24 protein-coding genes are annotated in these 23163 nt (G+C 35.7%); 9 read left to right on the top strand and 15 right to left on the bottom strand.

What is annotated here, in order from left to right:
* Nucleotide 1: 1 nt before the first annotated feature.
* Entirely contained in the window at nt 2–676 is a 675-nt protein-coding gene (locus tag ABXT49_RS05905) for a M48 family metallopeptidase (protein ID WP_416651176.1), read from the top strand.
* A gap of 12 nt (nt 677–688) precedes the next feature.
* On the opposite strand, the gene grxD is transcribed toward ABXT49_RS05905, so the two are convergent.
* The 3 genes from grxD to ABXT49_RS05920 all read right to left on the bottom strand — a co-directional run bounded on the left by grxD (nt 689) and on the right by ABXT49_RS05920 (nt 2692).
* A complete protein-coding gene (gene grxD / locus ABXT49_RS05910) occupies nt 689–1015 on the bottom strand; it encodes a Grx4 family monothiol glutaredoxin (protein ID WP_271540954.1) in 327 nt (108 codons plus the stop codon).
* A 70-nt stretch (nt 1016–1085) separates the two neighbouring features.
* Nucleotides 1086–1676 (bottom strand): class I SAM-dependent methyltransferase, encoded by a 591-nt coding sequence (locus tag ABXT49_RS05915; protein WP_416651178.1) that lies wholly within the window; start codon nt 1674–1676, stop codon nt 1086–1088.
* 74 nt (nt 1677–1750) lie between these two features.
* Nucleotides 1751–2692 (bottom strand): rhodanese-related sulfurtransferase, encoded by a 942-nt coding sequence (locus tag ABXT49_RS05920; protein WP_271556459.1) that lies wholly within the window; start codon nt 2690–2692, stop codon nt 1751–1753.
* 178 nt (nt 2693–2870) lie between these two features.
* On the opposite strand from ABXT49_RS05920, the gene dxs reads away from it, so the two are divergent.
* Entirely contained in the window at nt 2871–4673 is a 1803-nt protein-coding gene (dxs, locus tag ABXT49_RS05925; RefSeq protein WP_416651180.1) for a 1-deoxy-D-xylulose-5-phosphate synthase, read from the top strand.
* Entirely contained in the window at nt 4673–5158 is a 486-nt protein-coding gene (locus ABXT49_RS05930; protein WP_271556463.1) for a DUF2062 domain-containing protein, read from the top strand. Before dxs ends, ABXT49_RS05930 begins: the two co-directional genes overlap by 1 nt.
* Here the strand turns inward: ABXT49_RS05930 and ispG are convergent.
* The 8 genes from ispG to smpB all read right to left on the bottom strand — a co-directional run bounded on the left by ispG (nt 5142) and on the right by smpB (nt 11525).
* The gene (gene ispG, locus ABXT49_RS05935; protein WP_271556465.1) at nt 5142–6224 is read right to left on the bottom strand and encodes a flavodoxin-dependent (E)-4-hydroxy-3-methylbut-2-enyl-diphosphate synthase; all 1083 of its coding nucleotides are present in this window, start codon (nt 6222–6224) and stop codon (nt 5142–5144) included. The two genes, ABXT49_RS05930 and ispG, sit on opposite strands and share 17 nt — an antisense overlap.
* The gene (locus tag ABXT49_RS05940) at nt 6202–6495 is read right to left on the bottom strand and encodes a hypothetical protein (protein WP_416651182.1); all 294 of its coding nucleotides are present in this window, start codon (nt 6493–6495) and stop codon (nt 6202–6204) included. Before ABXT49_RS05940 ends, ispG begins: the two co-directional genes overlap by 23 nt.
* Nucleotides 6479–7561 carry a 23S rRNA (adenine(2503)-C(2))-methyltransferase RlmN gene (gene rlmN / locus ABXT49_RS05945; RefSeq protein ID WP_416651184.1) on the bottom strand — a complete coding sequence of 361 codons (1083 nt, stop codon included), beginning with the start codon at nt 7559–7561 and terminating at the stop codon, nt 6479–6481. Before rlmN ends, ABXT49_RS05940 begins: the two co-directional genes overlap by 17 nt.
* A gap of 23 nt (nt 7562–7584) precedes the next feature.
* The gene (gene ndk / locus ABXT49_RS05950) at nt 7585–8010 is read right to left on the bottom strand and encodes a nucleoside-diphosphate kinase (protein WP_416651185.1); all 426 of its coding nucleotides are present in this window, start codon (nt 8008–8010) and stop codon (nt 7585–7587) included.
* 115 nt (nt 8011–8125) lie between these two features.
* Nucleotides 8126–9433, bottom strand: a complete 1308-nt coding sequence (locus ABXT49_RS05955) for an NAD(P)/FAD-dependent oxidoreductase (RefSeq protein ID WP_416651186.1) — start codon at nt 9431–9433, stop codon at nt 8126–8128.
* A 100-nt stretch (nt 9434–9533) separates the two neighbouring features.
* Entirely contained in the window at nt 9534–10538 is a 1005-nt protein-coding gene (locus tag ABXT49_RS05960) for an alpha/beta hydrolase (protein WP_416651187.1), read from the bottom strand.
* 59 nt (nt 10539–10597) lie between these two features.
* Nucleotides 10598–10870 carry an HU family DNA-binding protein gene (locus tag ABXT49_RS05965; RefSeq protein WP_271540941.1) on the bottom strand — a complete coding sequence of 91 codons (273 nt, stop codon included), beginning with the start codon at nt 10868–10870 and terminating at the stop codon, nt 10598–10600.
* A 178-nt stretch (nt 10871–11048) separates the two neighbouring features.
* Nucleotides 11049–11525, bottom strand: coding sequence for an SsrA-binding protein SmpB (gene smpB, locus ABXT49_RS05970; RefSeq protein WP_271540940.1), 477 nt, complete (start codon nt 11523–11525; stop codon nt 11049–11051).
* On the opposite strand from smpB, the gene ABXT49_RS05975 reads away from it, so the two are divergent.
* Genes ABXT49_RS05975 through ABXT49_RS05985 form a run of 3 tightly spaced genes read left to right on the top strand, consistent with a single transcriptional unit; the run spans nt 11524 to nt 13265 of the window.
* Complete coding sequence (locus tag ABXT49_RS05975; protein WP_416651188.1) at nt 11524–11955, top strand: type II toxin-antitoxin system RatA family toxin; 432 nt, start codon at nt 11524–11526, stop codon at nt 11953–11955. The two genes, smpB and ABXT49_RS05975, sit on opposite strands and share 2 nt — an antisense overlap.
* Nucleotides 11948–12478 (top strand): pseudouridine synthase, encoded by a 531-nt coding sequence (locus ABXT49_RS05980; protein WP_416651189.1) that lies wholly within the window; start codon nt 11948–11950, stop codon nt 12476–12478. The genes ABXT49_RS05975 and ABXT49_RS05980 overlap by 8 nt, the downstream gene beginning before the upstream one ends.
* A complete protein-coding gene (locus tag ABXT49_RS05985; protein ID WP_416651190.1) occupies nt 12465–13265 on the top strand; it encodes a ferritin-like domain-containing protein in 801 nt (266 codons plus the stop codon). The genes ABXT49_RS05980 and ABXT49_RS05985 overlap by 14 nt, the downstream gene beginning before the upstream one ends.
* Here ABXT49_RS05985 and rnhA read toward each other — a convergent pair.
* A complete protein-coding gene (gene rnhA / locus ABXT49_RS05990; protein WP_416651191.1) occupies nt 13262–13699 on the bottom strand; it encodes a ribonuclease HI in 438 nt (145 codons plus the stop codon). The two genes, ABXT49_RS05985 and rnhA, sit on opposite strands and share 4 nt — an antisense overlap.
* Before the next feature lie 3 nt (nt 13700–13702).
* Nucleotides 13703–15475 carry an N-acetylglutaminylglutamine amidotransferase gene (locus ABXT49_RS05995; RefSeq protein WP_416651192.1) on the bottom strand — a complete coding sequence of 591 codons (1773 nt, stop codon included), beginning with the start codon at nt 15473–15475 and terminating at the stop codon, nt 13703–13705.
* Nucleotides 15476–15608: 133 nt separating this feature from the next.
* Between ABXT49_RS05995 and leuC the strand changes: the two genes are divergently transcribed.
* From leuC to ruvA, 3 genes are read left to right on the top strand one after another with little or no spacing between them, the layout of a single operon-like run.
* A complete protein-coding gene (leuC, locus tag ABXT49_RS06000) occupies nt 15609–17012 on the top strand; it encodes a 3-isopropylmalate dehydratase large subunit (protein WP_416651193.1) in 1404 nt (467 codons plus the stop codon).
* The gene (gene leuD, locus ABXT49_RS06005) at nt 17009–17623 is read left to right on the top strand and encodes a 3-isopropylmalate dehydratase small subunit (protein ID WP_416651194.1); all 615 of its coding nucleotides are present in this window, start codon (nt 17009–17011) and stop codon (nt 17621–17623) included. Before leuC ends, leuD begins: the two co-directional genes overlap by 4 nt.
* The gene (gene ruvA / locus ABXT49_RS06010; protein WP_416651195.1) at nt 17620–18216 is read left to right on the top strand and encodes a Holliday junction branch migration protein RuvA; all 597 of its coding nucleotides are present in this window, start codon (nt 17620–17622) and stop codon (nt 18214–18216) included. Before leuD ends, ruvA begins: the two co-directional genes overlap by 4 nt.
* Here the strand turns inward: ruvA and ABXT49_RS06015 are convergent, their stop codons facing one another.
* Both ABXT49_RS06015 and typA read right to left on the bottom strand, forming a co-directional pair.
* Nucleotides 18217–21282, bottom strand: coding sequence for an efflux RND transporter permease subunit (locus tag ABXT49_RS06015; protein ID WP_416651196.1), 3066 nt, complete (start codon nt 21280–21282; stop codon nt 18217–18219).
* A gap of 67 nt (nt 21283–21349) precedes the next feature.
* Nucleotides 21350–23161 carry a translational GTPase TypA gene (typA, locus tag ABXT49_RS06020; protein ID WP_416651197.1) on the bottom strand — a complete coding sequence of 604 codons (1812 nt, stop codon included), beginning with the start codon at nt 23159–23161 and terminating at the stop codon, nt 21350–21352.
* Nucleotides 23162–23163: the final 2 nt, after the last annotated feature.

Here is a 23163-nt window from a genome sequence, read left to right on the forward strand (position 1 = left end):
CATGAAAATAATTACCTCTATGCTGCCTGACCAAGTTATTAGAAGCAGCAGAAAAACTTTAAGCATTTCAATTAATGAAAATGCTGAATTGATAGTGCGCGCACCAAATCGAATATCAGATCAAAAAATTCAAAATTTTATTAATGAAAAAGAGAATTGGATTACAAGAAATCAGTCAGTAGTAAAGGCTCGCGTTGAAGAAGCTGGAAAAGATAAAAATATGCTTTTATATCTTGGAACACTTTTTCCATTAAAAACTGATAATAACGCTAAAAAGATTTCTTTTAATGGCAAAGAATTTTTAGCTGATCTGCAAAATAAGGAAAAAACCAATAAATCTTTAAAAACTTGGTACAAAAATAAGTTTAAAGAAGTTGCAGTTCCTCGACTATTTTATTTTGCCGAAAAACATAATTTACAGGTCAATCAAGTGAGGATTAAAGAGCAGAGAACGCTCTGGGGATCTTGCTCTTCCAGAAACAATATCAACCTAAATTTTCTTCTAATTATGGCGCCATTAAAAGTAATTGACTATGTCATTATTCATGAATTAGTCCACACCATTCATAAAAACCATTCAGCAAATTTTTGGAGCGCAGTTGAAGAAATTATGCCTAACTATAAAGAAGCTAAGCAATGGCTTAAAGAAAATGGCTACAGGTTAAGAGCCTTATAGCTAATTATTTTTTTAGCCGTTGTACTTTTCTACAGCCTCTTCCATAGCCTCTTTCAATGTATCTTGCTCTGCCATTTCAAGAATAATATCACCACCACCAACTAATTCAGAATTGAAATAGATTTGGGGAAATGTTGGCCAGTCAGCAAAATCAGGAAGGCTTTGAAAAACCTCTTGGTCTTCAAAGATGTTAACAAATGCAAACTCAACGCCCGTTGAAGCTAATGTTTGAGATGCGCGAGCTGAGAAACCACACTGAGGAAACTGAGGCGTTCCTTTCATGTAGATAACTATCGCTGCACTATCAACTTGTTTTTGAATTTTTTCTAATACGTCCAATTTAATACTCCCAATGTTTTTTACTATTTTAGTATAGTATTTACAAGACTACAAAGATTTGTAAAAACAATTATTGCTTAATTGCCTGTGAGATTACATACTTTTGTCCTTGCTTAATTTTTTTATAATTACCAAAAACCGATTTAAAGTTATTTTTTATAAAATCCTTAAGCCCATTGATTGTAACGACAGTAATTACGCCACCTGGTTTTAGAGCGTCCAGAGCATCATAAAGAATTATTGAGAGTTGCTCACGTCCAACTTTAGCAGGAATATTTGAAACAATTTGATTAAATTTGATATCGTTAGGGATTTGCAAAAAAGCATCTGAAAGGTACGCTTTTGCATTAACAATGTTATTAAGGTTTGCATTGAAGTTTGCAAGATCCACTGCAACAAAGTCTTTATCAACCATATGGACTTCACCATTAGTGCAGTGTTTTGCCAGCGCTAGGCCAATAGGGCCATAACCACACCCTAAATCTAAACAAACATCATCAATATCAGCACTAAAGTGCTTCATCAAAAGTTTAGTACCATCATCTAGGGCTCGAGGGCTAAAAGTACCCCATCGAGTGTGCAGTTTTAGATTTGAATCAAATAGCTCTACATCAAGAACTATATCTTTTTTTAATTTAGCAATGTCTTTGCGCTCAAACATTTGTCAACCCTACTTAGAAGTGGTAATTATATAGAACTATAAAAAATCGATGTAATGCTAATATAAGCATTAATTTAATTGTATTTATTATTTTTTGCTATTACTTTGCTAGCATCATCACCTATGTGTGACTCTCCACGACTCTTTGCAAGCTGCACCTGTTTTTCTCTTTCACGATAGCGACTAACTTGTGACGAGTTTTTTGTTCCATAACACCTTGGACAGGAGGCTCCTTTTTCATAATGAGGATGCTCTTTATCTTCATCAGTAATTGGAAATCTACAGGCATGGCACTGATCATATTTTCCAAGCTCAAGATTATGCTTAACAGCGACCCTATCATCAAAAACAAAGCACTCGCCTTCCCATAAACTTTCATCTTCTTTAACTTCTTCAAGATATTTTAAAATTCCACCCTGAAGATGAAAAACATTTTCAAAGCCTTTTGATTTTAAATAGGCAGTAGATTTTTCACAGCGTATACCACCAGTACAAAACATGGCAATTTTTTTGCCTCGATATTTTTCTAAATTATTTTTAGTATAGGCTGGGAACTCACGAAAAGTCTCCGTATTTGGATTAATAGAGCCCTTAAAACTTCCTATTTCAAATTCATAATTATTTCGAGTATCAATTAAAACAACGTTAGGGTCATTAACAAGCTCATTCCAATCAGCTGGCTTAACATAAGTACCAGAAGAAAATATAGGATCAATATCTGACACACCTAGCGTCACTATTTCTTTTTTTAACTTAACCTTAAGTCTTTTAAATGGAGGCTTCTCGCTATAAGAAAATTTATACTCCAAGCCAACTAATCTCTCATCTTTTTGAAGGTAATCAAGGGATTTCATAATGCTGTCATTATCACCAGCAATCGTTCCATTGACTCCCTCTTTAGCTAACAATAAAGTACCTCTAATATTGAGTGATTCTAAAAATATTTTAAGAGGGCCTTGAATTTCTTCAAAATCATCTAGACGAGTAAACTTATATAAAGCGCAAATAGTGAGCATATTTCACAAATGAAAAAGTAGTGTGTTAATTTTACTAGTCAGTTGTATTGTTTTTTTATTATTTAACCTTTTAAATAAAGATTAAAACTACATTAGGGCTCCACTATTCTTAATACTGACAAGTGTATAATATTTTTCTTTTGCTCGATGAGCATCGATAAATCAGTTTAACTCAATAATGCTAAATAATATTCATAAGCCAAGCGACATCAAAAAACTAAACATTGAAGAATTAAACGATCTCGCTTTGGAGATTAAATTATTCTTAATAGAGAGTATTGAACAAACTGGTGGGCATCTAAGCTCAAATCTTGGAACTATTGAATTAACCCTTGCAATGCATTATGTGTTTGACACTCCTAACGATACCTTTGTTTGGGATGTTGGTCATCAAGCATATACTCACAAGATACTAACTGGCAGAAGAGATTTGATGTCAACTCTGCGTCAAAAAGATGGCTTATCTGGCTTTACGAAAAGAAGTGAAAGTGAACATGATGCTTTTGGAGCTGGTCATTCATCGACCTCAATAAGTGCAGCCCTTGGTATTGCAATTGCTAACAAATTACAACAAAAATCTGACACTTCAATAGCAGTTATTGGAGACGGAGCATTAAGTGGGGGCATGTCATTTGAGGCCATGAATCATGCAGGTGATACTGATGCCAATCTGCTAATCATTCTTAATGACAATGACATGTCGATTTCTCAGAATGTTGGGGCTTTGAGTAAATATCTTACTAGGCTTATTTCTGGAAAAATATACTCAACTATGAAGTCAAAGTCTCTTGAGTTCTTAGAAAGATTACCGCGTGTCCAAAAATTTGCTAAACGCTCAGAGGAGCATCTAAAAGGAATGTTTCTTCCAGGAACGTTATTTGAAGAGCTTGGAATAGAGTATTTTGGACCAATTGATGGTCATGATATTGCCGTATTAATTAAAGCTTTACAAAATTTAAAAAATATCGAAAATCCTCGAATTCTCCACATCATTACTAAAAAAGGTCATGGCCTTGAAGCTGCTGAGCAAAATCCATTAAAGTTTCATGGAATTTCTCCACCATCAAGTTCATCTAACAACTTTCCAAGCTACAGCAAAGTTTTTGGAGAATGGTTGTGTAACAACGCCCAGAATGATGAAAGAATAATTGGAATAACTCCAGCAATGTCTGAAGGATCAGGCATGGTTAATTTTGAAAAAAACTTTCCTGAACGCTTTATTGATGTTGCAATTGCAGAGCAACATGCTGTCACGCTTGCTGGAGGAATTGCAACCAAAGGATTAAAGCCAGTTGTGGCAATCTATTCAACATTCTTACAGCGTGGTTATGACCAATTTATTCATGATATCGCATTACAAAATTTAAATGTTATTTTTGCTATTGATCGTGCTGGACTTGTTGGGGCCGATGGCGCAACACATGCCGGTATTTTTGACTTAAGCTTTTTGAGATGTATTCCAAATATTGTTATTATGGCGCCAAGCTCCTCAATTGAAATGTACAAGGCCCTTAATTTTTCTCTTGAGTTTGATGGGCCAGTATGTGTAAGGTTTCCAAGAGGTAAATCAGCTATTGAAGAGTTTGTAACAGATCAATCACTAGAAATTGGAAAAGGAAAAATCGTCAGGACTGGTAAAGATATTGCTATTTTTGCATTTGGTAATATGCTTGAACCTGCCCTTAGCGCATCTGAAAAGATTAATGCAACAGTTATTGACATGCGTTTTGTTAAGCCGCTAGATGAAAATTTAATTATTGATACTGCCAAGAGTTATAAAAAACTTATCTCAATTGAAGATAACACTGCAAGCGGTGGCGCTGGAAGTGCTATTAATGAATTGCTTCAGTCAAGAAGTATTAAAACGCAACTACACATTCTTGGCGTTCCAGATTTGGTGACCGAACATGGCTCTCAAGACGAGCTTTATTTGCTTTATGGATTGCACGAAGAAAACATCATTAATGTGGCAAAAAATTAATGAAAGCAACGCTAAAAAAATATAGTCCAAAACGTGAAAATGTTAATTTAGGATGGCTTAATAAACACCTAACTGATCCGGAGCTATGGAAATGGAATAAGAGGTCTATAGCTAAAGGATTTGCTGTTGGTCTTTTTTGTGCTTTTCTTCCAGTACCAGTTCATATGCTACTAGCTGGAATCCTTGCGGTTGCTTTTTCTGCGAATATTTTGCTTTCATTACTAGTTGTTTGGGTAAATAACCCAATTACTATTGTACCAATTTTCTACTTTACTTATAAATTAGGCGCATCTATTATTGGAGTTGAAATTGATCCTGGGTTTGAATTTTCATTTGGCTATTTGATGGATAACTTTTGGTCGGCGACACTAGCATTATGGGTTGGAGGGATAATCACCTCAATTGTGGCATCAATACTAGGGTATTTTTCAATTATTTCAATTTATAGGTACAAAGCACTAAAAAGAGTTAAACGTTTGAAATAGGTATGCGCCTTCTAATGCTGGCCTCTAAAGTGTCAACTAGTGATTCATTCTCAACCTTGCTGTGAGTTTTTCCGTCTATATATAGTAGATTCGGAGAGCCACCAGTAAGGCCAACACTGACCTCCTTCGCCTCACCTGGTCCATTAACAACGCAACCAATTACAGCAACATCAATTGGCTCAGTTATATCTTCTAATCGAGCTTCAAGTTCATTAACAACCGAGATTACGTCAAATTTTTGTCTTGAGCATGATGGGCATGCAATCAAATTAACGCCCTTCTTTCTTAAATGAAGTGACTTTAAAATATCAAAGCCAACTTTTATCTCATCCACAGGATCTGATGCAAGAGAGACTCTAATAGTATCGCCAATACCTTCACTTAAAAGTAAGCCCATTCCAATTGAAGATTTAACAGTTCCAGAGCGAAAAGATCCAGCTTCTGTAATACCTAGGTGCAGCGGATTATCAATTTGAGAAGCTAATTGACGATAAGCAAATACAGTCATAAAAACCTCAGAAGCTTTAAGTGAAACCTTAAAGTTATCAAAGTTCAGTCTATCTAAAATATCAATATGTCTAAATGCAGATTCAACCATCGCCTCTGGAGTCGGCTCAGTGTATTTTTTTTGTAAATCTTTTTCAAGGGATCCAGCATTAACACCAATACGAATTGGAATCCCATTATCTTTTGCAGCAGCAACAACCTCCCTTATTCGATCCTCTTTACCAATATTCCCAGGATTAATTCGTAAACAGTCCGCACCATATCCTGCAACTTTTAAAGCAATTTTATAATCAAAATGAATATCAGTAATTAGAGGGATATTAACACGTGTCTTTATTTTTTTAAACGCTTCAGCTGCGTCCATAGTCGGAATTGAAACTCTAACAAGATCAGCTCCAGCTTTTTCAAGAGATAAGATTTGTGAAACTGTTGAGTCGACATCACATGTATCAGTATTAGTCATACTCTGAACAGTAATTGGAGCATCTCCGCCAATGGCAACATTGCCGACAAAAATTTTCTTAGAAACCCTTCTTTTAATTTTGTGTGCTTGCTTCATAAGTGCTTATTACTTCATCAAGATTTTCAGTTACTTCCTTAATTTCTTTTGGAGAACTTAAATTATTACTATTTTCAACCACTATATTCTCACTCACATCATCAAGACTTGGCTGACTAATTATGATGGAAATTGATTTACTTTCAGTTTTATCTTCTCCCTGAAAATAATACCATATAGCACCAAAAATTAAAAAAAACAAAGAAAGCCAAAGCAGCCTCCTCTTTAAAGGTTTTTTCTTTTTAGGATAATAATTAATCCCGTCCAGCACTTCTTCTACTCTTATCTAAAACTTTTCCAGCTAGTTGGCCACATGCTGCATCAACATCATCACCTCGCGTTCTTCTCGTAGTAGTTCGAATTCCTGATCGATACAAAATATCTTGAAATTTATCAATAGCAATGTCATTTGAGGTTGTATATTTCGTTTCAGGGAAAGGGTTGAAAGGTATTAGGTTGACCTTAGCTGACTCACCCTGAAACCAAAAATTTATTAGTTTTGAGAGCTCCTGAGCTTGCTCAATAGAATCATTAACACCCTTAAGCATAACGTACTCGAACATTACATGTCGCTCTTGAGTTCCTGCATTCAAGTAGTAATGACAAGCCTTCATTAGCTCTTTAATAGGATATTTTTTATTAATTGGGACAAGTATATCTCTTAATTCATCATTAGGAGCGTGCAAGGAGATGGCCAAACTTACTGGAACTGTGTCTGACATTCTCTTTAACGCGGGAACAATCCCTGATGAAGAAACAGTAACCCGCCTCCTAGAAAGTCCAAATGCCCAGTCATCCAAAAGGATGTCACATGCATCATAAACAGGGGATTCATTAAGTAATGGCTCGCCCATTCCCATAAAAACTACATTAGAAATTCTCTTATTTTTGTCCTTTAAATGGTTTTGAGCAATTAATACCTGTGCAATAATTTCATGGTTTTGAAGGTTACGATTAAATCCTTGATAGCCTGTCGAGCAAAAAGTACAAGCCAATGAACAGCCAACTTGAGAAGATATACAAAGCGTTCCTCTATCTTTTTGAGGTATATAAACTGTTTCAATATGATTTTCTTCACCCAACTTGATTACCCACTTAATAACCCCATCTTTTGAGTTATTGATGGAGGTTACTTCAGGCAACTCAATTGAAGCAATTGCCTGAAGTTTTTGTCTTAGGTCTTTTGAGAAGTTATGCATATCACCAAAGTCTGAAGCACCTTGGTGGTAGATCCACTGCATAATTTGTTTTGTACGAAATGGTTTTTCGTTTAAATCAGAAAAAAACTTCTTAAGCTTAACTTGAGTAAGTCCTAACAAGTTTTGTTTTTCTAACATTACTAAGTCTCTTTTTAAGTTATTTATCTAGTTCTTGGACAAACACCATCATCGCCAAAAAAATATGCAATTTCGATTGCGGCATTTTCTTGAGAGTCTGAACCGTGGACAGCGTTTTCGTCTAAAGACTCTGCAAAATCTGCTCTAATAGTCCCAGCATCTGCTTCTTTTGGATTAGTCGCACCCATAATTTCACGATGCTTTGCAACTGCATTCTCGCCTTCAAGAACCTGAACCATAACTGGCCCAGATGTCATAAAGCTTACAAGATCTTTATAAAAAGGTCTCTCTTGATGAACAGCATAAAATCCACCTGCCATTGCTTCATCTAAGTGAATCATTTTTGATGCAACAATTTTAAAACCAGCATCTTCAAAACGAGAGTAAATTTGACCAATTACGTTTTTAGCCACAGCATCTGGCTTAATTATTGATAAAGTTTGTTCCATGAACAATTCCCAGTTAATTAAAAAGCCGGTATTTTACCATGCAGTTGTATATTTCTTATGCTCAGAGATAAAAAAAGAAGATATGCTTATCAATTAAAAAAACTTCTTTATTAGGTTAAATTTTCTTAATTAATTTTGTTCGACGATAGTAATCTAATAAATCAAAAGCCCTAAAATAAGCGCTCGCAATTGGAAGAAACCACGGCTTTCCATAATAGTAAGGTCTGGTTTGCAGAGGTGTTTTTTCAAAAACAGTTACTTTTTGATCAGGATTTAACATTTTCAATGCAGCCATATGACCCAAGTATGGCGCCATTGCAACTCCATTTCCACAGTAACCTAGCGCAGAATAAACCCCTTTATTAACACTAAGATTTGGTAATTGACTGAAAGTAAAGCCTGTAAATCCAGTCCAACAATGACTAATTTCAACACCTTCTAAAGAAGGAAAAATTTCTATAAGCATTTTACGCAGAGTTGGTAATGCCTCTTCAGCAGAAATCGAATGCATAGCTGCACGCGTTCCTAGCATTATTCTTGTTCCACAAGGAGTTGGCCTATAGTAGCAATAGCGCTTACGCGTTTCTACCATACAATGGCCGCCAGGTAAAAGAGTCTGAACTTTATCTTTACCAATATCCACTGTTGTTATTACAAAACTTGGTACCGGTAATACGCGCCTTGCTAAATACTTAGAAAGACTTGGCCTTGTGTATCCATTGGTAGCCATAAGAACTTGCTTACAGTGAATTTTTGAATTTGAAGTTAAAACATCAAATCCATTTTGTTTTAATTCATTAACTTTAACTACAAGCTTGCTACCAAAAACTTTTGCACCCTCTTCCAAAGCAAGCTTTAATAAGCCATAATGAAATTTACGCGGCTGGACTGAGCCATGATCTTGATAAAACTGACCTCCAAAATATAACTCTGTTTTTATTGATTTAGACATCATATCAGGACCAATCATTTTAGAATTAAAGTCATCGATAGCTTTTAATTTTTGTAAGTTATCTGACATACTGACTTGGTCTTTAGGAAGCCATGAAGTTCTTAATCTTCCACAAACATTAAACTCACAATCAATATTATTTTCTTCAATCAAGTTAGATGTAAATGCTAGTGAAGCATTAGCTTCTTTATGAATTTCCGCTGCAATAACTTCGCCATATTTTTTCTTTGCCTGTTCTGTTGAAACCTTATGACCAGAACCTAGCATTCCACCATTCCTAGTACTTGCTCCAAATCCAATCATCTCTGAATCTAGAACAATAACATTTTTGCCAAATTTTGACAATGTTAAAGCTGCGCTTAATCCTGTATAACCAGCGCCAATAATGACAATATCTGCCTCTAATGGAAGTGCTTCAGTATTTTCGAATTGTGGCTGACCGTCCCACCAGAAGGGAGTAAATTTAGTCATCTTAGGGTATTAATTAAAAGTCTTTAAAATAGTATATCAACCAATTGGATTCAAAAATACATATTACTAATCTAAGTTATTAGATTTATAATATTAAAAATTACTCTTTATTATCTTTGAGTATGCCCTCAAGATTACTTCCAAAAAATTCTACTACTCTATTAGAAAAGTCTTCCAAGTACATAAATTTAACTCCAGAATGTATAGCATTTTCAGCCAACCAGATTGTTAAGTTTGCTCCATATTCTGAAGCAAGACTTCCCATATCAGACGTATTATGAGGCAAAACTCTTGTATCAGAGGTTCCATGTATTGCAAATATTGGACGGTCACCATGATTTTTAAAGGCAAGCTTTGGCGAAGGTTCAAGTAATGTTTCATTACCAATTATAAATGCTGACCAAATAGCTCCCTTAGCAAGCCATGGTGGATATCCCTCTCTTTGAAGCTCCTCTTCAACTATAGTGTAAAGATCAGAGAATCCAGAATCTAAAATAGCAGCTTGAATTCTGTCATCTAATCCAAAAGCAATTGCAGCAGTACCCGCACCCATCGATAACCCATAGATTCCAATACTTTTAGGGTTAATCGACTGAGTATTTACTAGCCAATCTACACTTGCAATAACATCACGGTACTCCTTAGTACCAATGCTAATTTTTCCATCCTCAATAGTAGACATGCCATGATCTCGCTGATCAAACAAAAGTGTATTGAAGCCAGCTTGATTTAATATAGCTGCAACTAATAATATATCAGAGTCATACTTACTTGACCTTAAGCCATGCACTAGGATAATAACAGGGGCCTCACCTGCCCCATTCCTGTCAATAGGAATCCACCATGCGTCGATTTGGATATCTTCATCACCAGCAGAATATTGATGAGACTCCCAATAATCAACAATATATTTTTCAAATGGAAAATCACTTTCTTTTGAATTATCTTGATAACTACTAGGTGTATTTTCACAATCCTCAGAACAACCAGGGTCAGCTTTTGCAAGTGTTGAATATATAAAGTAACCAATACCCATATAAACTAGAGCGATAAATAAAATCAGCCCAATAAGGATATATCCAACTTTAAAATACAATTTTTTCATAATTTTTTTCAAAAAAAAAGGCGCCCAAGGGCGCCTTTTTTTGATAACTAAATTAAATATTAGTTACATGCGTCTTTCAATGCCTTACCAGCTTTAAATGCAGCTACATTTGAAGCTTTAATTTGAATCGTAGCACCTGTTTGTGGATTACGACCACTGCGAGCAGCACGGGCTCTAACTACAAAGCTACCAAAGCCAGTAAGTTGGACTCCATCACCACTTGCCATTGCTGAAGTAATAGCACCAGTTGTTGCGTTTAGCGCTCTTGCAGCATCAGCTTTAGATAAATTAGCACCTGAAGCAATTGCATCAATTAATTCTGATTTATTCATTTTAATTCTCTCCAATAAAAGTTTGTTATAAAAAAAGACAAAGCGAAAGAGGTAACTTTAAACCTTTTTCAGGAGGAAAGAATCAAAAGAAACCATCTGCCTCCAACGCTGTATCTAGAGGTTATTGTACTATCAAAATAAAGTTATTTGAAAAATAATGTAAAAAAAATATTTTGTTCTAGCGATTCCCTTCTTTTAGTGCTCTTGCTTTATCCATTTTCCAATCTCTTTCTTTAATATCCTGACGCTTATCATGGCCTTTTTTTCCTTTAGCTACGCCAATTTCTAACTTGACTCTACCTCTTGCCCAATAAAGTTTTAAAGGAACAACTGTGGCGCCTTTCTGAGTAATTTTTTCACGAAGCCTGTTAATTTCAAGTCTGTTTAAAAGTAATTTTCGAGTTCTTGTTGGATCACATTCGACGTGGCTGGAGGCTGAATTTAGTGGAGATATATGAGCACCAAAAAGGAATAGCTCATTATTTTTGTAAATCACATAGCTTTCAGTAATTTGAACTTTGCTATCTCTAAGGCTTTTAACTTCCCAGCCAAGCAAACTTAAACCTGCTTCAAGGCTTTGTTCGATAAAATAGTCATGCCTTGCTTTTTTATTTAAAGCAATAGTATTTGAATTATCTTTTTTATTTTTTGCCATGCATCGTATTTCAAAAAGCGCAATTGTTCCATATACACCCCAACAAATGTTTGAGTTAGTTAACAATATTGATGACTACTCTCAATTTTTAAACTGGTGTGATTCCTCCTCTATTTTAAATCAATCTGACGACCAAATCACTGCGTCAGTCGAGATTAATAAAGGCGGCATTAAACAAACGTTTTCGACACTAAACACTTTGACACCCTATCAATCAATTGCGATGGAGCTAGTTGATGGTCCATTTGATGAGCTTTCAGGTGAATGGCGCTTTGAACCACTTGGTGAAAATGCCGCAAAAATTCATTTAGATCTTCAATTTAAATTTAAATCAATGCTAATTGATATGGCTTTGTCGCCTGTTTTTAAAAATATAGCCAATTCTCAATTAGATTCATTTGTTGCAAGAGCAAAATATATTTATGGCTAAACTTATTGCTTTGAATAAACCATTTGGAGTTATCTGCCAGTTCAGTGGTGATAATAATACATTATCAGACTACGTTGACATACCGAATATCTATCCAGCTGGTAGGCTTGATAAAGACTCAGAAGGATTAGTGATTCTTACAGATGATGGTAAGCTACAAAACTTAATATCCAATCCAAAATACAATAAAACTAAAACATATGTTGTGCAAGTTGAAGGAGAAATAAGTGATGATGTAGCTAGTTCTCTGCAGAAAGGCGTTCAACTTAAGGATGGAAACACTAAGCCTGCAAGAGTTAAAATAATTGAAGAGCCAAGCTGGCTTTGGGTAAGAACTCCTCCAATAAGAATAAGAAAAAATATTCCAACTTCATGGATTGAAATTTCAATAAGTGAGGGAAAAAATCGTCAAATAAGAAGAATGACAGCAAGCGTAGGCTTCCCAACCCTCAGGCTAATTAGAACAAAAATTGATAAGTGGCACTTAGGAGATATAACCTCAGGATCTTATGTCACTCTTTAAGCTCGCTTATGAAGCCCTCGTATGCAATAATGTTGAAAATAAAATTCTACTAATTGGCGATTTAAAGAAACATCAAATACCATTAGATATCAAAAAATCTAAGATTAATGTAATTAAAATCCCCTCTCCAGGAAGGCCTTTGAAACCAAACTTAGTTGACTTTAAAGGAGCTCCAAAAAGAGATCGTTCTGATTTAGGTATGATAAAAAATATTCATGCTATTTGTCATATCGAATTTAACTCCATAAATTTAGCACTAGACGCAATCTATAGATTTCAGGAAATGCCCCATCAGTATTATGCAGACTGGATTCGGGTAGCCAATGAAGAGACAACCCACTTCTTACTTATCAAAGATTTCCTTGAGTCCGTTGGATATAGTTATGGTGATTTTGACGCTCACAATGGTTTGTGGCAAATGACAGTTGATACAGATTATGACGTCTTATCGAGAATGGCTTTAGTTCCTAGAGTTCTAGAAGCTAGAGGTTTAGACGTGACACCAAGGATCAGAAAAAAATTTAAAGATGCAAACCTTCATAAGATGGTTGAAATTTTAGATATTATTTTTAAAGATGAAATCGGCCATGTAAAGATTGGAAACTATTGGTATCAATATCTTTGTCATAAACGAGATCTTGACCCAATTAAGACATTTGACTTGTTAATAAAAAAGCACATAGGGTCTAACTTGCGAGGGCCATTTAATATTGAAGCAAGGCTTTTATCAAATTTTAGTCAAAATGAATTAGATTATCTCGAGCACCCTGAATTACTAGAAAACTAAGTAATTTCATCCATGGCTTGATTTGCCAACAGGTCCGCCATGTCATTACCTGGGTCGTCACTATGGCCTTTAACCCAGTGCCAATTCACAGAAAACTCTTGATTAAGGTCATCTAATTGTTTCCAAAGCTCAACATTTTTAACTGGCTTCTTATTAGCAGTCTTCCATCCTTTTGCCCTCCAGCCTTCAATCCAATCATTTATGCCTTGTATAACGTACTTTGAATCAGTATATAAATCAACAGTAATTTCACTAGATTTGAGAGATTGAAGAGCTTTAATAGATGCTGTTAGTTCCATCTTATTATTTGTAGTATTTAACTCTGAGCCTTTTAATTTCTTATCATGATCTTTGTATCTCAACCATGCGCCCCATCCACCAATTCCAGGGTTTCCCCGGCAACCACCATCTGTATAAATTACAATTTTTTCCATAGTCTAGTTATCTACATTAAGTTGAAGCCAATACTCAAGTAAAGCTAAATGCCACAGTCTTGATCCATTCAAAGCTGTCATATAATCTTTAGGAGAATTAATCACTTTATCAATATATTGTTGATTAAAAATACCTCTATTACGACATACACTCGACAAAAGTATATCAGACATAAATTCCAAGAAATCACCCTGAATATACTTTAGTGCCGGCATTGGAAAATAACCTTTTTTTCGATCAATTACAGAATCTGGCAGGAGTCCTCTTGAAATCTGTTTAAGAGGGTACTTTCCCTCATCCCTCATTTTTAATGAAGGTGGAAGACTTAGCGCCCATTCAACTAGATCAGTATCCATAAATGGCACTCTAGCCTCAAGGCCCCATGCCATAGTCATATTATCAACTCGTTTCACAGGATCATCAACAATTAATCTTGTCATATCAGTGCGAAACACTTTATCAATAAAAGAATCAGCACCTGGCTTTAAAAACTCCTTATTTAGCCAATTATGGGTATGATTCTCACCCTGATATATTGATGATACTGTTTGTAAATATTCATCATGCGGCCTATCAACATAATGCTTTGAAAAACGCTCTACTTCATTACCTTGTTCATTCGCCATTCTTGGATACCAAAAATACCCAGCGAAAGCTTCATCAGCCCCTTGTCCAGATAAGACAACTTTAGTATGCTTTGAAACTTGCTCAGAGAGCAAATAAAAAGCTACAGCATCTTGCCCAACCATTGGCTCAGACATATTCATAACTGCTTCTGATAATCGTGGAAGTACTTCTTTATTACTCACTTGATACTTTTTATGCTGAGTTTCAAATCTTGAGACAATTTGATCTGAATACTCAAACTCACTTCCAACTTCATCATCGATGTCTTCAAATCCTATTGAAAAAGTGCGAATATCTTCATGGCCCGCTTCCTTTAAAAGAGCAACAATAAGCGATGAGTCTAATCCTCCCGAAAGTAAAACTCCTATTGGCACGTCAGATGCAGACATCCTCTTCATAACTGCTGCAGTTAATAGCTCATGCGTTCTTTCAATATAGTCCTGATCTGAAATATTTTCCTCAAGCCTTTTTGCACTTGGATGCCAATATGTTTTTTCGCGTAATTTACCATTAGGACTTAACGTAAAAAAAGTACCCGGCTTTAATTTTTGAATTCCATTAATAATTGTATTTGGGGCTGGCACAACACCATGAAGAGATAACTGCTGATGCAACGCAATAGGATTAATACTTCTATCAAGCTCTTGAGTAAGTAAAGCCTGTGAATTTGATGCAAAAGTAAATGCTTTAAGAGTGATATTAAAGTATAGAGGTTTAATGCCCATCCTATCTCTTGCAACAAAAAGTTTCTGAGAAGATTGGTCCCAAATAGCAAAAGCAAACATTCCATCAAGGTGGTTAACGCAATCTTCCCCCCAAAAATGATATGCCTTTATTATTACCTCTGTATCAGAGTTTGAAGAAAAGACATACCCTTTAGTTATTAATTGAGCGCGAAGTGCCTTATAGTTGTATATCGTTCCGTTAAATACTAATGTTAATTTAAGAAGATCATCTGCCATTGGTTGAGACCCTAAATTCGACAAGTCAATAACACTTAAGCGCTGATGCCCAAACCCAACCTTTCCTTCAAACCACTTTCCTTTTGAATCAGGCCCTCTTTTGGCAAGTTTACTCATCATATCATCTAGAGATTTTGTAGAAACAATCTCCCCATCAAATCGTAATTGGCCACAAATACCGCACATAAATTTAACCCTTAAACTTTAAAATTAACACCTCAGAGTCACCTAGAAATATAATCACTTGTTATATATTTCTATAATTGAGGCTAACTTAGAAATGTAAAATAGTCATTTTATCAAGTATTACTAACTAAAAATGTCTCAAACACTCTACGATAAATTAATGAGCGCTCATATGGTCCATGACCAGGATGGAGCGTCGCTTATTTATATAGATCGTCAGCTTATTCATGAAGTCACTTCTCCACAAGCATTTGAAGGACTTACTTTAGCTGGTAGAAAGATTTGGCGCAACAAATCTAACCTTGCGGTTCCTGATCATAACGTTCCAACTACAGAAAGATCAAGTGGGGTTAGTAGCATAACCGATCCAATCTCAAGGCTTCAGGTTGAAACACTAGATAAGAACTGTGAAACATTTGAAATAAATGAAATTCAAATGAATGATATCCGCCAAGGGATTGTTCACGTTATTGGGCCTGAACAAGGGGCAACACTTCCTGGAATGAGTATCGTTTGTGGCGATTCACATACAACAACTCATGGCGCTCTTGGAGCATTGGCCTTTGGAATTGGAACTTCTGAAGTTGAGCATGTACTTGCAACTGGCTGCTTATGGCAAAACAAAGCTAAAAACATGAAGATTGAAGTTAAAGGCCAATTAGCAAATGATGTAAGTGCTAAAGATGTCGCATTGTATGTGATTGGAAAAATTGGTACGGCAGGTGGAACTGGATTTGCAATTGAATTTTGTGGCTCAACAATTCGAGATATGAGCATAGAAGGTCGAATGACGCTTTGTAATATGTCAATTGAGGCGGGGGCAAAGGTTGGTATTGTAGCAGTTGATGATAAAACTATTAACTATGTTAAAGGTAGGCCTTTTTCACCAGTAGGTGAGAATTGGGACACAGCAGTAAAATATTGGAAGACCCTTCATAGTGAGGCTGATTCGAACTTTGATGAATCAATCTTAATTGATGCAAGTCTTATTAAGCCTCAAGTCACTTGGGGGACATCTCCAGAGATGGTCGTTGATATTAATGGCTCAACACCCGATCCAAAATTAGAGAAAGATGAAGTTAAAGCTGAAAGTATTCGAAATGCTTTAAAGTACATTCATTTAAAACCTAATACCTCAATGAGTTCGGTAGCAATAGATAAAGTATTTATTGGCTCTTGCACTAACTCAAGAATTGAAGATTTAAGAATAGCAGCTTCTGTTGCAAAAGGTAAAAAAATTGCTCATAACATAAAGCTTGCTCTTGTAGTTCCAGGCTCTGGACTTGTGAAAAAGCAAGCTGAAGATGAAGGACTTGATAAAATTTTTAAAGATGCAGGTTTTGAGTGGAGAGAGCCAGGATGCTCAATGTGCCTTGCAATGAATGCAGATAAATTAGAAGTTGGAGAGAGGTGCGCGAGCACATCAAATAGGAACTTTGAAGGCAGACAAGGGCAGGGATCTTTTACTCATCTTGTAAGCCCAGCAATTGCTGCAGCGAGTGCAATTGCAGGACATTTTTCAGGGGTAGAGACATGAAAAAATTCACCTCTTTAAGCTCTATTGCTACCCCTTTAGATCGGGCAAATATTGATACTGACGCAATCATTCCAAAACAGTTCTTAAAGTCTATTAAAAAAAGTGGATTTGGCCCTAACTTATTTGATGAATGGCGTTATTTAGATCATGGTGAGCCTGGGATGGATAATTCAAAACGACCAATCAATCCTGACTTTGTATTAAATAATCCTAAATATTCAAAAGCTCAAATTCTACTGACCAGAAGAAACTTTGGTTGTGGCTCCTCTCGAGAGCATGCTCCATGGGCATTAGAAGACTTTGGATTTAGAGCAATTATTGCACCTAGCTTTGCTGATATTTTCTATAACAACTGCTTTAAAAATGGCATTCTTCCAGTTGTTTTAAGTAGCGAAATTGTGGATGGTCTGTTTGAATATACCGGAAACATAGTCATCGATCTTCATGCCCAAAGTGTAACGACAGATACTCATTCTTTTGAATTTAATGTTGACCCCGAAAGAAAACGCAGACTCATCAATGGGCTTGATGATATTGGTTTAACATTGCAATATGAAGATCAAATACGTTTATTTGAAACAGAACACTTTAAAAAGCACCCCTGGTTATGATTGGTCATCTAAAAGGTAAAATTATTAGCAAGAATCCACCCGAAGTACTTCTAGAAGTTGGTGGTATTGGCTATGAAATACTGTGCCCTATGTCGACGTTTTATCAGCTTGATAAAACCTCAGAAGATACATTATTATTCACTCATTTAAGCATTAAAGAAGATGCACACACGTTATTTGGATTTATTACTAAGGATGAAAAAAGTATTTTTAGAGAGTTAATAAGGGTTAATGGTGTTGGCCCTAAAGTTGCTCTTGCAATTTTGTCACACCTTTCTGTAAATGCTCTCATTGAATGTATTTCAAAAGAAGATGCAGAGCTTTTAGCAAAAACTCCAGGGATTGGAAAGAAAACTGCCCTTAAACTAATTGTAGAGCTTCAAGATAGGCTGAGTAAGCTTGAACTAGTTGGAAGTCCTGGTGGTAGCGCCCATGAATTTAAACAGAGTGGAAATCCGAATAGTATTCAAGCAATTGAGGCGCTTCAATCTCTAGGCTTTAAAACGAAGGAAGCCAATAAAATGGTTTCAAAAATTTCTGACCAAAACCTTTCTACTGAGCAGCTTATTCGCTTAGCACTTCAAAACAAGTAATTAGACGGCTACTTTCTTTCTAGAAAACTTTGTTTTAACTCTACCAAGCATATTAATAAAATCATAGTTCATCAGATACATGCAAGGTAAAAGAACTAAAGTTAGAAGTGTTCCAAACATTAGTCCATAGCCGAGTGCAAGAACCATTGGTTGTAAAAACTCATCTTTGCCGCCAATCCCATACGCAAGTGGCAATACTCCTGCCATTGTTGTTAGAGTAGTCAAAACAACCGCTCTTAAACGATCCCTTGAGCCTTTTGCAATCCAAACAATTTTGTCTTCTAGTTTAGCACTTTTATGCTTAATATAATTTAAGTGGCTAACCATAACTAAAGAGTCGTTCACAATAACTCCCATTAAACCTAGAGCGCCTGTTAAAGCAAAGAAACTTAGGGAATAACCATGAAAATGAAATGCCCAAACAACCCCAATCAGTGCAAATGGAAAGCTTGCTAAAACAAGAAGGGGTTGAGAGTATGAGTTAAATAGTATAGCAAGGATAAGAAAAATACCAACAATTGCTACAATAAAAGCGTAAAGAAAATCTCGTAATGAGTCAATTTGTTCTTGCGCTCCACCTCCCGTAATGATCGATACTTGAGGAAAATCAATCGCAAGATTTAATTCCTCTAAAGAGGTTTTCAAAGTTTTGGTTTTATTTGTTACCCGCTCATCAATACTTGCTGAAAGCTTAATGGACCTATCACCATCAAAATGATTGTAATCAGGCTCTCCCTCGATCTCACGAAGCGTAGAGAATTGGCTCATTGGTATTAGCTTACCTTGACGATTTTTGACAGAAGTATTCTTAATGAAATTTTCAGTGTAATCATTTTCTCCTATATATACTCTTACATCCTCCTCGTTTCCAGCAATAGTAATATCGGTCACATAAGAGCCTGAAAATGCTGTTCTTAAATGCCTATAAACTGACTGATAATCAACACCTAGTCGAGCCATCTCATCAAAATCAAGTACTGTTTCAATTCTAGGTTTACCAATCTCATCATTACGGTCTATATCATCAACACCTTCAATAGAGCTGAGAATTTCTTCGAATCTATTGGCAGCTAAATTTCTCTGAGAATCATTTTCAGAAACAAGCGTAACCTCAATATCAGATCCTCTTGGAGGTCCAGGGGCTATTAAGGTTATATCAATTTTGTCAGCACCCTTAATATCTGCCACAAGTGCTTCAAGCTTATCTGCCATGTCTTCTGCAGTTCTTTCTCTATCACTTGTTGGAATAAGAGTAATTTTAATGTTTGCGATATTTGTAAAATAACTTCCAATCTTACTTGTGAAAGAGTCAAGGTCATCTCCTATCTCATTAGCAATTATATTTTCAACCTGAATAACAATATTTTCAGTATAGGCAGCAGAGCTTCCATTAGGAGTTTCAATGTTTGAAAAGATTACCGTTGCACCTCTTGAAGGAAATAAATTAAATGGAATATTTTTGACAGCAAAAATTGCCGAATATATTAGTAAAGCAACAAATAGTGGAACAATTAAATAACGCCATCTTAAAGCATGGTGCATCATCCTGTTATAGAGGTTTTCAAATGGGATAAACCAAGTCTTTTGCTTTTCCACTTTTTGAGTTGCAAGGTGAGCTGGTAGCGCAAAGGTAATCTCTAAAAAAGAAATTCCTAAAGCAAATATTACAACTACGGGAAGCACATAAATAAACTTTCCTAAAGTTCCGGACATTAAAAAGAATGATGACATCACAAGCATGGTCGATATTATGGTCGTTATAACAGGCAGAATAACCCGCTTTAAGCCTGTAACAACATTTTTATAGAGATCTCCTCCCTTTGCCTTATAGTGATGAATACTTTCAGCAATAACAATACTATCATCCACCACAATTCCCAGCACAATAATGAAACCAGAAAGAGATATTAAGTTTATTGTGTTGCCTGTTAGCCCCATAAAGGCGACTGTTCCTAACAAAGTTACAGGAATACTAACAGCAACCCAAAAGGCAGTTTTTATGGAAAGGAAGACACCTAAAACGACAAGAACTAATGCAAGACCAATATAGCCATTTTTAAGAATTATATCAATTCTATTAGCAACTGCTAATGAAGAGTCATCAGTAAAAAAAATGTTAATCTCATCTGGATAATATTCTTCCAGCTCTGATACTCGCTCTTTAACTCTTTTTGCAGTTCTAATAATATCTGCTTGACTAGTTTTTTTGATCTCAAGAATAAAGCCTTTAGTTCCATTTACTCGAGTTATAGATTTTTCTTCTTCTTCACCTCTAAAAACTTCAGCAATATCAATAAGTCTTATAACTGGACCATCAAAGCTAGATTTAATAACAACATTTTTAATGTCATCAACACTTTCAAACTCAGACAATATGACAATATTTTTTTCTAAGTCTTGTTGATTATTATCTCCAACCGTAAAACGAGCATTTCTAGAAGAAATTGCAGAGATAACTTCATTAATTGACATGTTATATTTATCAAGCTTGTCTGGGTTAACTTTAATTTGAATTTCAGTATCTAGATAGCCACTTTTATCAATCGCAGAGACACCTTTGACTTTAAGAAGAGCTGTTTCTAAATCGTCAGTAATTTGTCTAGATTGGTCATAATCTATCAAGGAGCCGTCAATATTGATAGTAATAATTGGGAATTCAGAAACATTAAAATCAACTACCTGCGGAAGATCTGTTACCTCTTCAGGAAAACTTTTGACTTGATTTACAGCATTTCGAACATCATTTTTTACTGTCTGAACATCCTTTAAGTCTGCTTCTAATGTAACAATAATAGATGAGAGGCCTTCACGAGAGGTTGAAGATATCTCTTTAATACCGCCAACGCTTGACAATTCTTTTTCGATCACGTTTGTCACTGCTTTTTCAACGTCTTCAGGAGATGCTCCAGGATAAGCAGTAGTAACACTAAGAATTTCAAAATCAACTGCAGGAAACTGATCTCTTTGCATTCCAACAACCGCTAGCGTGCCAATTGCTATGAAGGCAAGGGAAAAAACTAAGGCGAACTTTTTTTGCCTAACTAAAAAATTTAAAAAAGAATCCATAATTTACTTTTAATATAGCTCAAATCGAATGATTATATAGGCGAAGCATGAAGAAACAGTGAAGAGTTTATGAACTCTTTGACCTTTTTCTCAGGTTTTCAGTAAGCAGTCTTTTACGAATTCTGATGTTATGAGGAGTAACTTCCACTAACTCGTCATCATCGATAAACTCCAGTGCTTGCTCTAAATCTAAAGTAATCTTTGGCGTTAATGCAACTGCCTCATCAGTACCTGATGCTCTTACATTAGTTAACTGTTTCCCTTTCATAACATTAATTACAAGATCTTTATCCCTTGTATTAATTCCTACGACCATACCTTCATAGATATCCTCTCCATGGCCCACAAAAAACTTACCACTTTTCTGCAAATTAAATATCGCATAAGCAACAGATTTGCCTTGATTCATTGAAATTAAAGATCCATTCGTTCTTTGACCAATCTTTCCATCCTTTTGAGGCTTATAAGAGTCAAATGTTGAGTACATAAGGCCAGTTCCAGTCGTCGCTGTTAAAAACTCAGTTCGAAATCCAATTAAACCTCTAGCTGGAATTATAAAATCAAGCTTTACTCGCCCTTTTCCATCTGGAGTCATATTGGATAGCTCCGCCTTTCTTTCGCCTAATTTTTCCATCACCGAACCCTGATGAACAGATTCAACATCTACCGTTAAATCTTCAAAAGGTTCACAGGTAACGCCGTCAATTTCTCTAAGAATAACTTGAGGCCTTCCTACCGATAATTCAAAGCCCTCTCTTCGCATCGTTTCAATCAAAATTGAAAGGTGTAACTCACCCCTACCTGAAACCACAAACTCAGAAGAATCTGTAGTATTTTCAACTCTTAAAGCTACATTATAAATAAGCTCTTTATCAAGCCTTTCTCTTATATTTCTGGATGTAATATATTTTCCATCTAGTCCTGCAAATGGAGAATCATTAACTCTGAATGCCATACTAACTGTAGGCTCATCAACACTTAAAGGAGGTAATGCCTCAACTTTAGTTACATCACAAATCGTATCTGAAATTGATATATTTTCAATACCAACTACCCCAACTATGTCGCCAGCATTAGCTGAATTAACATCATGCCTCTCTAGACCATTAAAACCTAATAGCTGAACAATTTTAACTTTACGCTCAGTTCCATCAGGTGAAATTAAGACGTTCTGCATATTTTTCTTAGCAACACCTCTTTCAATTCTTCCAATTCCAATTGCTCCTACAAATGAAGAGTAGTCTAATGACGTTATCTGCATTTGAAATGGACCATCAATATCCACCTTAGGTGCTGGTGCTTTTTCAACAATTAATTCAAACATTGGGGTCATATCACCCTCTCTAGCAGTGTCATCTTCAGATGCATAGCCGCCCAGTGCTGACGCATATATAACTGGAAAATCTAATTGCTCTTCTGTAGCACCTAACTGATCAAATAACTCGAATACCTGATCTATTACCCAGTCAGGTCTAGAGCTATCACGATCAATCTTGTTAATCACTACAATTGGATTAAGCCCCTGCTCAAAAGCTTTCTTTGTAACAAAACGAGTTTGAGGCATTGGGCCATCACTTGCATCAACCAAAAGCAATACGCTGTCGACCATTGAAAGCACTCTTTCAACCTCACCTCCAAAGTCAGCATGGCCCGGGGTATCAACAATATTAATTCTATAATCACCCCATTTAATAGCTGTATTTTTTGAGCTGATTGTGATTCCTCTTTCTTTTTCAAGATCATTAGAATCCATCATCCTGTCAGTCGCCTTAAAACGATCATCAAATGTTTGCGATTGAGAAAGTAATTTATCTACTAACGTAGTCTTTCCGTGGTCAACGTGAGCGATAATTGCTATATTTCTTAAATTGTTTGCCATTT

This window comes from Candidatus Pseudothioglobus sp. Uisw_086 (assembly GCF_048085745.1).
Classification (GTDB): domain Bacteria; phylum Pseudomonadota; class Gammaproteobacteria; order PS1; family Pseudothioglobaceae; genus Pseudothioglobus.